Source organism: Allobosea sp. LjRoot90 (assembly GCF_964254315.1).
Lineage (GTDB): Bacteria > Pseudomonadota > Alphaproteobacteria > Rhizobiales > Beijerinckiaceae > Allobosea.
The window spans coordinates 608730-622096 of sequence record NZ_CAXUTF020000003.1 but is presented as its reverse complement, the minus strand read 5'-3'; the positions used below and the strand labels follow the sequence as shown (position 1 = coordinate 622096).

General features: G+C 68.3%; 11 protein-coding genes. 6 read left to right on the top strand and 5 right to left on the bottom strand.

What is annotated here, in order from left to right:
• Positions 1-165: 165 nt before the first annotated feature.
• The 3 genes from ACSQ3M_RS15135 (at position 166) to ACSQ3M_RS15125 (ending at position 1647) form a co-directional block, all read left to right on the top strand.
• Positions 166-516: a hypothetical protein gene (locus tag ACSQ3M_RS15135; RefSeq protein WP_436150888.1), complete on the top strand. Its 351-nt coding sequence runs from the start codon at positions 166-168 to the stop codon at positions 514-516.
• A gap of 302 nt (positions 517-818) precedes the next feature.
• Positions 819-1079 (top strand): hypothetical protein, encoded by a 261-nt coding sequence (locus ACSQ3M_RS15130; RefSeq protein WP_436150887.1) that lies wholly within the window; start codon positions 819-821, stop codon positions 1077-1079.
• 103 nt (positions 1080-1182) lie between these two features.
• The gene (locus tag ACSQ3M_RS15125) at positions 1183-1647 is read left to right on the top strand and encodes a hypothetical protein (protein ID WP_436150886.1); all 465 of its coding nucleotides are present in this window, start codon (positions 1183-1185) and stop codon (positions 1645-1647) included.
• 121 nt (positions 1648-1768) lie between these two features.
• On the opposite strand, the gene putA is transcribed toward ACSQ3M_RS15125, so the two are convergent.
• The gene (gene putA, locus ACSQ3M_RS15120; protein WP_436150885.1) at positions 1769-4885 is read right to left on the bottom strand and encodes a bifunctional proline dehydrogenase/L-glutamate gamma-semialdehyde dehydrogenase PutA; all 3117 of its coding nucleotides are present in this window, start codon (positions 4883-4885) and stop codon (positions 1769-1771) included.
• A gap of 113 nt (positions 4886-4998) precedes the next feature.
• Between putA and ACSQ3M_RS15115 the strand changes: the two genes are divergently transcribed.
• The 3 genes from ACSQ3M_RS15115 (at position 4999) to ACSQ3M_RS15105 (ending at position 8535) form a co-directional block, all read left to right on the top strand.
• Entirely contained in the window at positions 4999-5472 is a 474-nt protein-coding gene (locus ACSQ3M_RS15115; RefSeq protein ID WP_152012054.1) for an Lrp/AsnC ligand binding domain-containing protein, read from the top strand.
• A gap of 189 nt (positions 5473-5661) precedes the next feature.
• Positions 5662-6720: an ABC transporter substrate-binding protein gene (locus tag ACSQ3M_RS15110; RefSeq protein WP_436150884.1), complete on the top strand. Its 1059-nt coding sequence runs from the start codon at positions 5662-5664 to the stop codon at positions 6718-6720.
• Between the two features lie 198 nt (positions 6721-6918).
• Positions 6919-8535 (top strand): acyl-CoA synthetase, encoded by a 1617-nt coding sequence (locus ACSQ3M_RS15105; RefSeq protein WP_436150883.1) that lies wholly within the window; start codon positions 6919-6921, stop codon positions 8533-8535.
• Here the strand turns inward: ACSQ3M_RS15105 and ACSQ3M_RS15100 are convergent.
• The 4 genes from ACSQ3M_RS15100 to ACSQ3M_RS15085 all read right to left on the bottom strand — a co-directional run bounded on the left by ACSQ3M_RS15100 (position 8507) and on the right by ACSQ3M_RS15085 (position 13341).
• The gene (locus tag ACSQ3M_RS15100; protein ID WP_436150882.1) at positions 8507-9601 is read right to left on the bottom strand and encodes a GNAT family N-acetyltransferase; all 1095 of its coding nucleotides are present in this window, start codon (positions 9599-9601) and stop codon (positions 8507-8509) included. The two genes, ACSQ3M_RS15105 and ACSQ3M_RS15100, sit on opposite strands and share 29 nt — an antisense overlap.
• A 125-nt stretch (positions 9602-9726) precedes the next feature.
• Positions 9727-10836 (bottom strand): CobW family GTP-binding protein, encoded by a 1110-nt coding sequence (locus ACSQ3M_RS15095; RefSeq protein WP_436150881.1) that lies wholly within the window; start codon positions 10834-10836, stop codon positions 9727-9729.
• A 5-nt stretch (positions 10837-10841) separates the two neighbouring features.
• Positions 10842-11759, bottom strand: coding sequence for a DMT family transporter (locus ACSQ3M_RS15090; RefSeq protein WP_436150880.1), 918 nt, complete (start codon positions 11757-11759; stop codon positions 10842-10844).
• 13 nt (positions 11760-11772) lie between these two features.
• Positions 11773-13341, bottom strand: a complete 1569-nt coding sequence (locus tag ACSQ3M_RS15085) for a serine hydrolase (protein ID WP_436150879.1) — start codon at positions 13339-13341, stop codon at positions 11773-11775.
• Positions 13342-13367 lie beyond the last annotated feature (26 nt).

Below are 13367 nucleotides of genomic sequence, written 5' to 3'. Positions count from 1 at the left end.
GCCCGCAGGATCAGCCTGCGGGCGGGAAACCCCATGCGTCATTCTCGGGCGAAGCGCAGCGCAGACCCGAGAATCTCAGGACCAGCAGGCGCGGATTAGAGCCCCCTTCTGCCTGAGATGCTCGGGTCAAGCCCGAGCATGACGCGCGTGTCGAAAGGAGCCCCCATGCCCCGCAATCCCGACCACCGCGGCGCGACCCGCGAGGAATTCGAGCGCTTCCAGCGCGAGCGGCCGATCATGCTGCGCCAGATCGCGACGATCTGGGAGCTCTGGCGCCTCTGCGGCCGCAAGGACTGCCGGCGGGCAAAAGCCTGCACCGGGCCGAATGGCGACCAGTGCGCCGGCGAGTTCATCTCGACCGCTTTCTCCGACGAGCAGCGCGCGACCTTCCGCGAGGCGATCCGCCTGCGCCTGTCCGGCGTCGACGGCAGGCAAGCCTGGCCCGAGGCGGAGCGGCGGATCGCGCAGCACAAGGCGCAGCTCGAGGCGATCCCCGGGATGGGGAGCGAGCGATAGAAGGATGAGCGCGGGGAACCCTTCTCCCGCGTCGAAGTCGGGTCTACCCGACTTCGACCACTTTGAGTGCTGATCTCGGGTAGACCCGAGATCAGTGGAGAAGGGCAGGGATGAGGGCCCGCCGCTTATTGTCAGGGTGCAACGGAGCCGCTGCGGCCTTCTGCGGATAGCGCAGGCCCTCATCCGGCGCTCCGCGCCACCTTCTCCCATCCGGGAGAAGGTTGGGGCGAGGTTCCGCGCGCTCTTTGCCGGCAGGCTGCTATAAGCTCGCCTTCAATCGCGATTCACGGAAAAACCCTGCCATGGCCAAGAAGACCCCCGAACAGCTCGCCAAGGAATTCGAGGGCCGCAAGGCCAAGGGCCTGGCCAAGGGCGGCGCGGCCTTCTGGCCGAACGTGCTGTCGAATGCGGTGCTGAAGCTCGTCGCCGCCGGCGAGGTGCTCAGCGTCGAGGCCCTGATCGCCCGCATCGAGCAGGATTCCGGCTCGCTGGACATCCAGGTCAAGGCCGGTGCCGACGAGGCGATCGCGCGGCTGCGCCAGGCGGTGGCGAAGGCGAGCTGAGTAAGGCGGCGCCCGGCCAGTTTCCTGAACGGAAGGCTGGCAATGCCGGTCAGCAACCGTTTAGGTTGGCTGGTGCAGGATGCTCGAAACGGAGGACCTTTCGATGCGCTCTCTCATTCTCGCCGCCTGTGCCTTCGCCGGCCTGACCGGCGCCGCCTTCGCCATGCCGGCTTTGCCGCTGCAGGCGCAAGCTCCGATCGTGCAGGTGCAATTGCAATGCTCGCCGCAGAGCTGCATCGATCCGCGCACCGGCATCTACACCCAGTCGACCTGCGATCGCTATGGCTGCCGGCAGAGCAGCGGCCCGGTCGGCCGCGTCGGCGGCCCGCAGCCCGGCTATGGCGGCGGCTATGACGACGATCGGCCGCGCCGCCGGCGCTATGACGACAATCCCTATGCCGGCCAGACCTATGATCGCGGCGGCTATGGTGGCGGGCGCAGCGGCTATGGCGGCGGCGGGGGCTTCGACTGCAATGCCAGCCGCTGCATCGCGCCGGACGGCCGGGTCTGGGAAAGCACCTGCGACCGGCGCGGCTGCCGGCCGCTGCGCCCGGCGCGCGGCTATTGAGGGCACCGTCATTCTCGGGCGGAGCAAAGCGCAGACCCGAGAATCTCAGGACCAGCTGGCACTGACCAGCGCTTTCTCCGGGCCGAGATGCTCGGGTCAAGCCCGAGCATGACGCTCAGGCTCACTCCCCCATCGCGATCAGCGAAGCATTGCCGCCCGCCGCCGCGGTGTTGATCGTCACCGTCTGCTCGGTGGCGAAGCGGGGCAGATAGTTCGGGCCGCCGGCCTTGGGGCCGGTGCCCGACAGCCCGTGGCCGCCGAAGGGCTGCACGCCGACGACCGCGCCGATCATGTTGCGGTTGACATAGATGTTGCCGGTCGAGAGCCGGTCGATGACCAGCTCGACCGTCGTCTCGATCCGCGAATGCAGCCCGAAGGTCAGGCCGTAGCCGGTCGCCTCGATCTCGGCGAGGACCTTGTCGAGCTGGCCCGCCTTCCAGCGCACGACATGCAGCACCGGGCCGAAATGCTCGGCTGTGAGGTCCGCGACCGTGTCGAGCCTGATGATGTGCGGAGCGACGAAGGTGCCGGGCAGTGCAGGCGTTTCGCCCGCGAAGGCGACGCGGCCGGCCGCGCGCATCGCGGCGATGTGGCCGTCGAGGCGCTCCTTGGCGGCGGCGTCGATCACCGGGCCGACATGGGTCTCGATCTCACGGGGGTCGCCCAAGGTGAGCTCGCGGGCAGCGCCCTCGATCATCTCGACCATCTTGTCGGCGACGTCCTCCTGCACGACGAGCAGGCGCAGCGCCGAGCAGCGCTGGCCGGCCGAGCGGAAGGCGGAGAGGACGACGTCGTCGGCGACCTGCTCCGCCAGCGCAGTCGCGTCGACGATCATGGCGTTGAGGCCGCCGGTCTCGGCGATCAGCGGGACGATCGGCCCGTCCTTGGCGGCAAGCGCCCGGTTGATGGCGCGGGCGGTCGCGGTCGAGCCGGTAAAGGCGACGCCGGCGACGTGCCTGTGCGCGACGAGGGCAGCGCCGAGCTTGCCGTCGCCGGGAGCGAAATGCAGCGCGGTCTTGGGGATGCCGGCCTCGTGGAGCAGGCGCACCGCGAGCGCGGCGATCAGCGGGGTCTGCGGCGCCGGCTTGGCGACGACGCTGTTGCCGGCGACCAGCGCAGCGGCGACCTGGCCGACGAAGATCGCGAGCGGGAAGTTCCACGGCGCGATGCAGATGAACGGGCCGCGGCCGCGCAGGATCAGCCGGTTCTCCTCGCCGGTCGGGCCCGGCAGCGCGGTCGGCACGGCGAACTTGGCTTCCGCCTCTGCAGCGTAATAGCGCAGGAAGTCGACGGCTTCGCGCAGTTCGGCGATGGCGTCGTCCAGCGTCTTGCCGGCCTCGGACTGGAGCAACGCCAGGATCGGGCCGCGGCGCGCTTCCATCAGGTCGGCGGCCTGACGGAGCGAGGCGGCGCGGTTGCGAGCGGGCGTCGCGTTCCAGGCGTGGAAGCCGGCTTTGGCGGCGGCCATCGCCTTCTCGGCGCTGGCGGCATCGCCTTCGGTGACGCGGCCGACCGGCTTGCCGTCGATCGGCGAGAGCACGTCGCGGGTGGTGCCGGAGCCGGGCTTGCCGTCGATCAGCGGCGCGGCGTCGGGCACGGGCTTGGCCGCGGCGGCGTGGATCTCGGTGAGCAGGGTCGCGAGGCTCTCCGCGTCGCCGAGCTCGACGCCGGCGGAGTTGCGGCGCGATGGTCCGAAGAGCTCGGCCGGCAGCGGGATGCGGCGATGGCGGGCGGCGCTCGGCGTGCCGATCAGGTCGGCCGGCGGCACCAAGAGCTGGGCGACCGGTACGTCGGGATCGCCGGAGACCGCGACGAAGGAGGAGTTGGCGCCGTTCTCGAGCAGGCGGCGAACGAGATAGGCGAGCAGGTCCTGGTGACCGCCGACCGGCGCATAGGTGCGGCAGGCGAAGCCGGAATCCTCCTGCAGCAGGCGCTCATAGAGCGCTTCGCCCATGCCGTGCAGGCGCTGGAACTCATAGTGCTCGGTGCCGCCGGCCATCTCGGCGACGGTCGCGACGGTCAGCGCATTATGGGTGGCGAACTGGGGAATGATGCGCGGCCGCAAGGCGAGGAGCTGCTTCGCGCAGGCCTCGTAATTCAGGTCGGTCATCGCCTTGCGGGTGAAGACCGGATAGTCGGGCAGGCCACGCTCCTGGGCGCGCTTCAGCTCGGTGTCCCAATAGGCGCCCTTGACCAGGCGGACCATCAGCCGGCGGTCGTAGGTCTCGGCCAACGCGGCGATCTGGTCGATCACCGCGGCGGCACGCTTCTGATAGGCCTGGATGGCAAGGCCGAAACCGTCCCAGCTGGCGAGCGAGGGATCGGCCATGACAGCGGCGATGACGTCGAGCGAGAGCTCGAGCCGGTCGGCCTCCTCGGCGTCGACAGTGAAGTTGAGGTCGTATTTCTTGGCCTGGCGGGCGAGCTCGACGACCTTCGGGGTGAGCTCGGCCAGCACGCGCTCGCGGTTGGTCGCCTCATAGCGCGGGTGCAGCGCCGAGAGCTTGACCGAGATCCCGGGCCGGTTCGGCAGCTTGTCATTGCCGGCCGAGCGGCCGATGGCGTCGATCGCGTCGGCGTAGGAGGCGTAATAGCGGTCGGCGTCGGCTTGCGTGCGGGCGCCTTCGCCGAGCATGTCGAAGGAGTAGCGGTAGAGCTTACCGGAGCCGGAGCGGGCGCGCTTCAGTGCCTCCTCGATGGTCTGGCCGAGCACGAAATGGTTGCCCATGACGCGCATGGCCTGACGCGTCGCGGTGCGAACAGCGGGCACGCCGAGGCGCTTGGAGAGGCTGCCGATGATGCTGGTCGGGGTTTCGCCCGGCTGGATGATGCGGGCGGTGATGCCGAGCGCCCAGGACGAGGCTGAGATCAGGAAGGCGTCGGACTTGGACTCGTGATGGGCGAAGTCGCCCTGGCCGAGCTTGTCCTCGATCAGCCGGTCGGCGGTGGCGGCGTCGGGCACGCGCAGCAGGGCTTCGGCCAGCACCATCAGTGCGAGGCCTTCCTTGGTCGAGAGCGAGTACTCGCGCAGCAATTCCTCGATACCGCCGAGCCCGATCTTGCGGGTGCGGATCGCATCGATCAGCGAGGTCGCCCGCGCGTCGATACGAGCCTTGGCTGCCGGGTCGCGCCGTCCGCCGGAGAGCAGGTGACCTGCGATCGCGGCATCGTCCTCGGCATAGGGAGCATGGAAGACGGGCGCGGTGCTGGCGGCAGGTCGCGGGGCGGGGGCGGCCATGGAAAGAGCTCCGGATTTCGGCGGCGGGATGATCTGCAGAATCATCGCAAGCCGGCTGGATATCAATGGAGATTTCAGCGATTATGCCGCAATTAATCCTGCAGGAATTTCAGATGGCAGAGAATAATCCGGTTCTCGATCGAACCGACCGGCGCCTGCTCGCCTTACTCCAGAACGACGGCCGCGCCGCCGGTGTCGAGCTGGCAGAGAAGGTCGGCCTGTCGCCGACGGCGACGGGTGAGCGGCTGAAGCGGCTGGCGCGCGAAGGCTTCATCACCGGCTATCGCGCTACGCTCGATCCGGTGAAGCTCGGCCTGCATCTCCTGGTTTTCGTCGAGGTCTATCTCGACAAGACGACGCCCGACGCCTTCGAGCGCTTCGCCGCGGCGGTGAAGCGGGCGCCGGAGGTGCTGGAATGCCATATGGTCGCCGGTGGCTTCGACTATCTGGTCAAGACCCGGGTCGCCGACATGAACGCCTATCGCCGCTTCCTCGGCGAGGTCCTGCTGGCGCTGCCGGCCGTGCGCGAGACACGCACCTATGCGGTGATGGAGGAGGTCAAGACGGACGGGGCGCTGCCACTGTGACTCTGGGAGCGCTGCCGTAGAAAAACGTAACCATTTCCGCGATTTCGCCGTGTTCTCGCCCTGTTGCCGCTTGACCTTCCGGCTAGTTGGGTCCTTCTAGGCGAATGCTTCTCCGGCACGATGTTTGCTGGAACGGAGTCCGTGAGTTGCTGCCGCCCCATATCGGCCGCCGTCATTCCGGAGCCTGACATGTCCGCTGCGATCCCCCCGTTTCACGTGCCGTTGTCGCGGCGCGGCTTCGGGCGCGTTCTTGCCGGAGGCGCGCTGGCCGCGTCGGCGGGATTTGCCGGGGCCGCCGCAGCCGCAACGCAGCTCAAATTCACGCTCGACTGGCGCTTCGAGGGGCCGGCGGCGCTGTTCCTCATTGCGCTGGAGAAGGGCTATTTCGGCGACGAGGGTCTCTTCGTCACGATCGACGCCGGCACAGGTTCGCGCGAAGCCATTCCACGGGTCGCGACCGGTGGCTATGACGCCGGCTTCGGCGATGTGAATTCTCTGATCCGCTTCCGCGACGAGAATCCCAGCCTCGACCTCAAGGCGGTGATGATGGTCTATGACCGGCCGCCTTTCGCGATCGTCGGGCGCAAGAGCCGCGGCATCACGACTGATCCCAAGAGCCTGGAAGGCAAGAAGCTCGGCGCGCCGGCTGCCGACGGTGCCTTTGCGCAGTGGCCTGTCTTCAAGAAGGTCAACGGCATCGACGATGCCAAGATCAAGCTCGAGAATATCGGTTTTCCTGTCCGCGAGCCGATGCTGGCTTCCGGCGAGGTCGATGCGATCTTCGGTTACGCGCATACCTCCGTCGTCAACATGAAGGCGCGCGGCGTGCCGGCCGACGACATCGTCACCCTGCTGATGGCCGATCATGGCGTCGAGCTGTACGGCAACGCCGTGATCGTCTCGCCGAAGCTGCTGGCGGAGAAGCCGCAGGCCGTGCGTGGCCTGCTGCGGGCGATCACGCGCAGCGTCCGGGATGTGGTCGCCGATCCCGATGCGGCGATCGCTGCCGTGCTCCAGCGCAATGAGGGTGCGCGCCCCGAGATCGAGATGCAGCGCCTCAGAATGGCGCTCGATCACTATGTAATGACGCCGAACGTCAAGGCGAACGGCTTCGGTGGCATCGACAAGGTCCGTTGGCAGAAGGCGCTCGATCAGATCGCGCTGACCTTCCCGTTCAAGGACAAGGCGAAGGCTGGCAATGCCTTCGCCGAAGGCTTCCTGCCGGCGGAGGCCGAGCGGGCGTTCTGAACGGCCGCTGGTTTACTTTAGGCCAAGGTGACAACGCGTTTGGCCTTCGCCTATCGTGCCGGCCCTCTAGAGCCCGTTCCGATCAGCTTGCACCGCAAGCTGATCGGAAAAACGGTCTCTAACTAAAAGCGAGAGACGGATTCACCGACCAGGTTGATGCAATCTGATCGGATCCGGCTCTAAGCAAGGGCCTGCCGCATGCTTCCCGATATCCGCGACTATGAGCGCCTGCGCGCTGCCTTCCGCTGGCGGATTCCGGAGCGTTACAATATCGGCGTCGATTGCTGCGATCGCTGGGCCGTAGCCGAGCCCGGCAAGGTCGCGATCCTCGAAATGCAGCCCGACTGGTCGGTCGTGCAGGTCAGCTATGGCGAATTGCGCGCGCAATCGAACCGGCTGGCCAATGCGCTGCGCCGGCGCGGCGTCGGGGAGGGTGACCGCGTCGCGATCCTGCTGCCACAGGGACGGCATGTGCCGATCGCGCATATGGCGGCCTATAAGCTCGGCGCCATCGCGGTGCCGCTGGCGGCGCTGTTCGGGGCTGATGCGTTGTCCTATCGACTCCAGGACAGTGCGGCGAAGGCGCTGATCACCAACGCTGCCGGGCTCGCGAAGCTCGGCCAGATTGCCGAGCCGCTGCCGGAGCTCGAACTGGTGATCTCGGTCGACGGGGCGGATGGGCGAGCTGAGGGGTTTGCCCGCGCGCTGGAAGCCGAAAGCGAGGAGTTCGCGCCGGTAGACAGCGGGCCGGACGACCCGGCGCTGATGATCTACACCTCCGGCACGACCGGCAACGCCAAGGGGGCGTTGCACGGCCATCGCGTCATGCTCGGCCATCTGCCTGGGGTGGAAATGCCGCATGAATTCCTGCCGCAGCCGGGCGACCTGCTCTGGACGCCGGCCGATTGGGCCTGGGCGGGCGGCCTGCTCAACAACCTCTTGCCGGCGCTGCATCACGGTGTCCCGATCGTGGCGCGGCCGGCGGCGAAGTTCGATCCCGATGAGGCGTTCCGGCTGATGGCCGATATCGGGGTACGAAACTGCTTCATCCCGCCGACGGCGCTGCGCATGCTGCGGGCGGTGGAGAACCCGCGCGGGCGTTATGATCTCAAGCTACGCACGGTCGCTTCGGGCGGAGAATCGCTCGGCGCCGAGACGCTGGCCTGGGGCCGCGAAAAACTCGGCCTCACCATCAATGAGTTCTACGGCCAGACCGAGTGCAATCTCGTGCTCGCCTCTTGTGCCGCGATCGGCGTGGTCAAGCCCGGATTCATCGGCAAAGCGGTGCCGGGCCACGAGGTCGCGGTGATCCGGCCGGATGGCAGCGTGTGCGAGCCGGAGGAGGAGGGCCAGATCGCGGTGCGCCGGCCCGACCCGGTGATGTTCCTGCATTATTGGCGCAAGCCCGAGGCGACTGAGGCCAAGTTCATCGGCGACTGGATGACAACGGGCGATCAGGGTTCGCAGGATGGCGAGGGTTACATTCGCTTCGTCGGCCGCGACGACGACGTCATTACCTCGTCTGGCTACCGGATTGGGCCGAGCGAGATCGAGGATTGCCTGCTGCGCCATCCGGCGGTGGCGCTCGCGGCGGTGGTCGGCAAGCCTGACGCGCTCAGAACCGAGATCGTCAAGGCTTTCATCGTGCCGAAGTCCGGCTATGAGGCCTCGCCGCAGCTCATCAAGGAGATTCAGGGCTTCGTGCGCGACCGGCTGGCGGCGCATGAATACCCGCGCGAGATCGAGTTCCGCAGCGAATTGCCGATGACCACCACCGGCAAGATCATCAGGCGGCTGCTGCGCGACGCCGGATGACGAGCGGTGCGCGGCGGGAGGCGGCTGTCGTGACAGAAAGCCGGATGTCGCCGAGCCGCAGCGGCGCCGTGACAACGTGCGGGCCGGGGACATCGCCGACGATCTCGCGCTGACGGCTGCGCCGGCCGAGCCAGGTGACGAGCTGTGCCAGCGGCGCGAAGCTGGCGAAGCGATCATCCTCCGCGCCGGAATAGAGCCAGAGGCGTGGGCCTTTGCCGATCAGGATCGCGCCGGCGACCGGCTTGTCGTCGAGGTTGAGCAAACCGACCCGGCAGCGATGCGAGCCGGCGAGATTGCGGGTCATGGCGCGCAGGAAAGCGCTCTCGCGGATGTCCTGAAGCGCGGCGGCGCCAGCGCGGGCCAGCGAGCCCGAGGCTTCGAGCGCCAGGTGCAGCTCGACCATGTCGCGCAGCTCCTGGCGCGAGCCGGATTCGGCGAAGGTGAGCTTGCCGTGACGTGACAGGCCGTGGCGCAGAGAAGTGAGATCTGGCGCGCCCATAATGCTCGCCGGATCCGGCGCCGGTTCGAGCGAGGCGGCGTGGCCGGTGTGCTGGGCGACCCGCATCACGCTGCGCAGGAACGGGCCATCGAGATCGAGGCGGTGCAGCTGGAGGTTCTGCGTCTTGGCGAGGCCCCAGCGGCCGGGGGCGTGCAGCAGGGCGGCGATGACGCGTTCCGCCTGATCCCGATCAACCAGCGGTGTGGCGATGCCGAGGCGAGGATTGCTCAAGCCGGTCAGCTCGTCATGACCGAGCAGGCGGCGCTGGAGACGGGCCGGGACGAAGCCGAGCAGGCGCCGCGATGCGGCCGCGCCGCTCCAGACCAGCAGCACGGGCGTGTCGCGGAAATCGACGAGATGCTGGGCGGCGGGCAAGGCGAAATCGGGCTCGAAGAAAGGATTTGCCTCGATGGCGCGGGTGGCGAGGTCGCGCCATTCGGTTTCGATGGCGGCGCAGGCGGCGAGCGAGCGGCGTTCGAGCCGGAGGGGGCTTCCGTCAGCAGATGGTTCGACGGCGCGGGCCCGCTCGGGTGCTGCTGGCATTGCAGGGGCGACAAGGTTCGGCATGGCGCAGCCCTTTCGCGGCTCGCCCTGCTTCGGTGCGCTTTCGTGCCGGATCGGCACGCAGGCGCGGGACGGCGCAGGGGTCTGCGCGGGACGAACCAAGAAGCGGGCCGGGCGAGGCAGGCCGGTCAGGCGTGATGGTGGTGGTGATCTGGCTGCGCCTGGGCAGCTACGGGCCGGCCGAGGAAGGCGGACCAGAGCCGGGCGACCGTTTCCTCCTCCAGATCCTTGACGATCAGGACGAGGCGGGAGCGATGGTCAGCATCCGGCCAAGCGGGGAGCAGCACCGGCGGGTGCAGGATCTGCTGGACGGCGTGGACCAGCAGCGGTCCCTCGGTATGCTCGGCGAGCGCGACCAGCCCCTTCAGGCGCAGCAGTTTCGCGCCATGGGTCGAGCGCAGCAGGGTCCAGAACAGGTCGAAGGTCGTCTCGCGGATCGGCGTCTCGGCCGTCAGCGTGAAGGCGCGGATGCTGGCGTCGTGGCGGTTGATGTCGTGGTGATGATGGTTGTGGCTGCCGTGATGGCCATGAGCCTCGCCATGATCGTGGTGATGGTCGTGACCCCCTAGAGCTTCGGCGGCGAGCCAGCGGCGCAACTCGTCCGGGCGCTCGGCGATGTCGTAGAGGCCGGCGCCGACGAGCGCCTCGGCCTGGGCATCGGGGGTCAGGATCGCAATGCCGGGATTGAGCTCGCCGAGCCGCTTGCGCAGCGCGTCGACGGCTTGGGCGTCGGTCGCGATGTCGGCCTTGGTCAGCACGAGCCGGTCGGCGGCGACCACCTGCCGGAGCGCTTCAGGATGGGCATCGAGGGTCGCCATGCCGTTGACCGCATCGACCAGCGTGACGACGCCGTCGAGCTTGAAGCGCATGGCGAGATAGGGGTGGTTGATCAGCACGTTGAGGACCGGCGCCGGGTCGGCGAGGCCGGTGGTCTCGATCACCAGACGCTTGAACGGGGCGGTGCGGCCATTGTCGAGCCGGCGCAGCAGGTCCTCGAGCGTGACGATCAGGTCGTCGCGGATGGTGCAGCACAGGCAGCCCGAGGCGAGCAGGATCATGCCGTCCTCGATGCCTTCGACCAAGAGATGGTCGAGACCGATCTCGCCGAACTCGTTGACCAGCACCACGGTGTCCGCGAGCGCAGGGTCCTTGAGCAGACGGTTGAGCAAGGTGGTCTTGCCGGCGCCGAGGAAGCCGGTCAGCAGCGTCAGCGGGATCGGCGCGGGGCGTTCGGACATGCGCTTCAAGTTCCTGGCGCGGCCGCCACTGGCAGCCGGCGAGTTCGCTTTTGTTCCAGTATTACATTGGCGATGATCGCGGCGACGACAAGGGCGCCGCCGGCATATTGCAGCGAGCCGACACGCTCGCCGAGGAAGACGGCGGCGATCGCCACGGCGAAGACCGGCTCGGCGCAGAAGGCGAGAGCCGCCGGGCCGGGCGCGACGCGGGCCAGCGCCAGCACCTGAAGCAGGAAGCCGATCAGATAACCGCCGATCGTGATCGCGACTGCGATCGGTGCGAGCGCCAAGGCAGAGGGTGGCTGGAACAGGCCGGTGAGGACGAGGATCGCCAGCGTCACTGGCAGGATGATGAGATGCGACCAGAACAGCTTGGGCAAAGTTCCGGTGTCGCCGCAGCGCGCGGCCGAGAAGAACTGCACTGCCGCGAGCACGCTGGCCCCCAAGGCGAGTGCGAGCCCGCGCGGGTCGAGTCCATGCCAGTCCGGCCCGACCACCATCGCGACACCGACGAAGGCAAGAAGGGCGATCGCAACCCGGTCGAGGCTGAAGCGGGCGGGCGTGAAAAGCGGCTCGGTGAGCACGATCAGGATGGGAAAGGTATAGAAGACTACGGCCGCGACCGTGATCGGCAGAAAGGCGACTGAGGAGAGATAGGCGCAGGCGGTAAGAGCCGTGCTGATGCCGAAGAGGGCGAGCGCCGACCAGCGATGACGCGGCACGGCGAGGCTGGCGCGCCAGATCACGGCGACGCCAACGACGAGCGCCAGCATCAGGAAGACCCGGTAGAAGACGATGAGCGGGCCGCTCAGCCCGGCATGGCCGGCGAGCTGGGCACTGACGATGTTAGTGCCGAAGGCGGCGGCGGAGGCAAGCGCCAGCGCGAGGCCATGCTGGGCCGACGAGGCGCTGCGCTCTTGCACCTGCGCGCCAGGGTCAGGCGTCGGGCTTATTAGTGTCGGGCTTGGCGGCCGGCTTCGCGTCCGGCCGGACCGGCGGCTTTGCGAGCGGCTTGGCCTGCGCCTGGCTCGGCTTGGCCTTGGTCGGAGCTGCCTTGTCCGACGTCGGCTTGGTCAGCAGCGGCTTGGCGGCAGGCTTGTTCGCAGCCTTGATGCCGGCCGCGGCGCCGGGGCGCAGGCTCGCCGGGGTCGCGGCGCCGGGCTGGATCGCGCCCTGCAGGCGCATCGGGCCGGAGCCGAGCGCGGCTGCCGCAGGCCGTTCCTCCGGCGTCGGCGCGATCGGCGCGAAAGCGGAGGAGGAGGGCGGGATCGCGCCATTGCCGGAGAAGGTGCGGCTGCCGGCGACGAGCCCGGCCGCGACCGGCGCGCCGGGCTGGATTGTCTCGCGTGCGACCTGGGTGTTCGGCCTGCCCACGGCATTGGCGGCGAGTGGTGCCGAGGCCGAGCCCGGTGAGCGGCCGAAGGAGACCTGGAGGGGTTCGAACTTGACGCGCGGACCGAGCGTGATGCGGCCGGAGGGCGAGCGGCCCAGCACCGAGCCGGAAGCGCCACCTTGAGGAACGGCTACGGCGAAGCGGTCCGAGGTGCCTTCGGCATTGCCGCCGAGGCTGAAGTTGCTGCTGGTGAAGGTGATCGGTCCGGCCGTCTCGGCGTCGTCGCCGAGCGCGTGGCCGCCGCGGCGGACGCTGTCGCAGATGCTGTAGGCGCGCCCGCCATTGCCGGAGGACATGCTGGAGATGCTGCCGCCGAAGCCGCCCCATTTGCCGAAGCCATCGTCGAGCAGCTGCGCCGCCTTGACGGTGCGCTCTGCGCCTGAGGTCGCGCCCATGACCACGGCGATCAGGGTGCGGCCGTTACGTGTCGCGGTGGAGACGACGTTGAAGCCGGAAGCGCAGACAAAACCGGTCTTCATGCCGCTGATACCGTAATAGCGGCCGACGAGACCGTTGGTGTTGTTGAGCACCTGCTTGCCGAGCTGGACGGCACCGGTGTTCCAGTAATCGGAGTACTGGCTGAACTCGTTCATCAGCGCCATGGCGAGCACGGCGAGGTCGCGGGCGCTGGTCTGCTGGTCCGGATGGTGCCAGCCGTTCGGATTGACGAAATGGCTGTCGCGCATGCCGAGCCGCTGCGCCTCGGCGTTCATCATCGAGACAAAGGTCTCGACATCGCCGCCGACGCCCTCGGCAATGACATAGGCGATGTCGTTGGCCGACTTCACCATCATGATGCGCATGGCGTTGTCGAGCGTGATCTCCTGGCCGGCCTTGATGTAGACCTTGACGCGCGGCTGGCTGGCGGCCCGCTTCGAAGCGGGGATCGCGGTCTCGAGCCCGATCCTGCCCTCGCGTACCGCCTTGAGCGCGAGATAGAGCGTCATCATCTTGGTGGTGGAGGCCGGATGCCAGGCCTGGGTCGGACTCTCGCTCGACAGCACGGCGCCGCTCGAGGCGTCGACCACTACGCTCGTGCCGGCCTGAGCCGGAGCGGCGACAGCGAGGAGCGAGGCGAACGTGGCGCCGGCGGCGAGGCGGAATGAGATCATCGGCAGAGGTCTTGAACCTGTCTTGG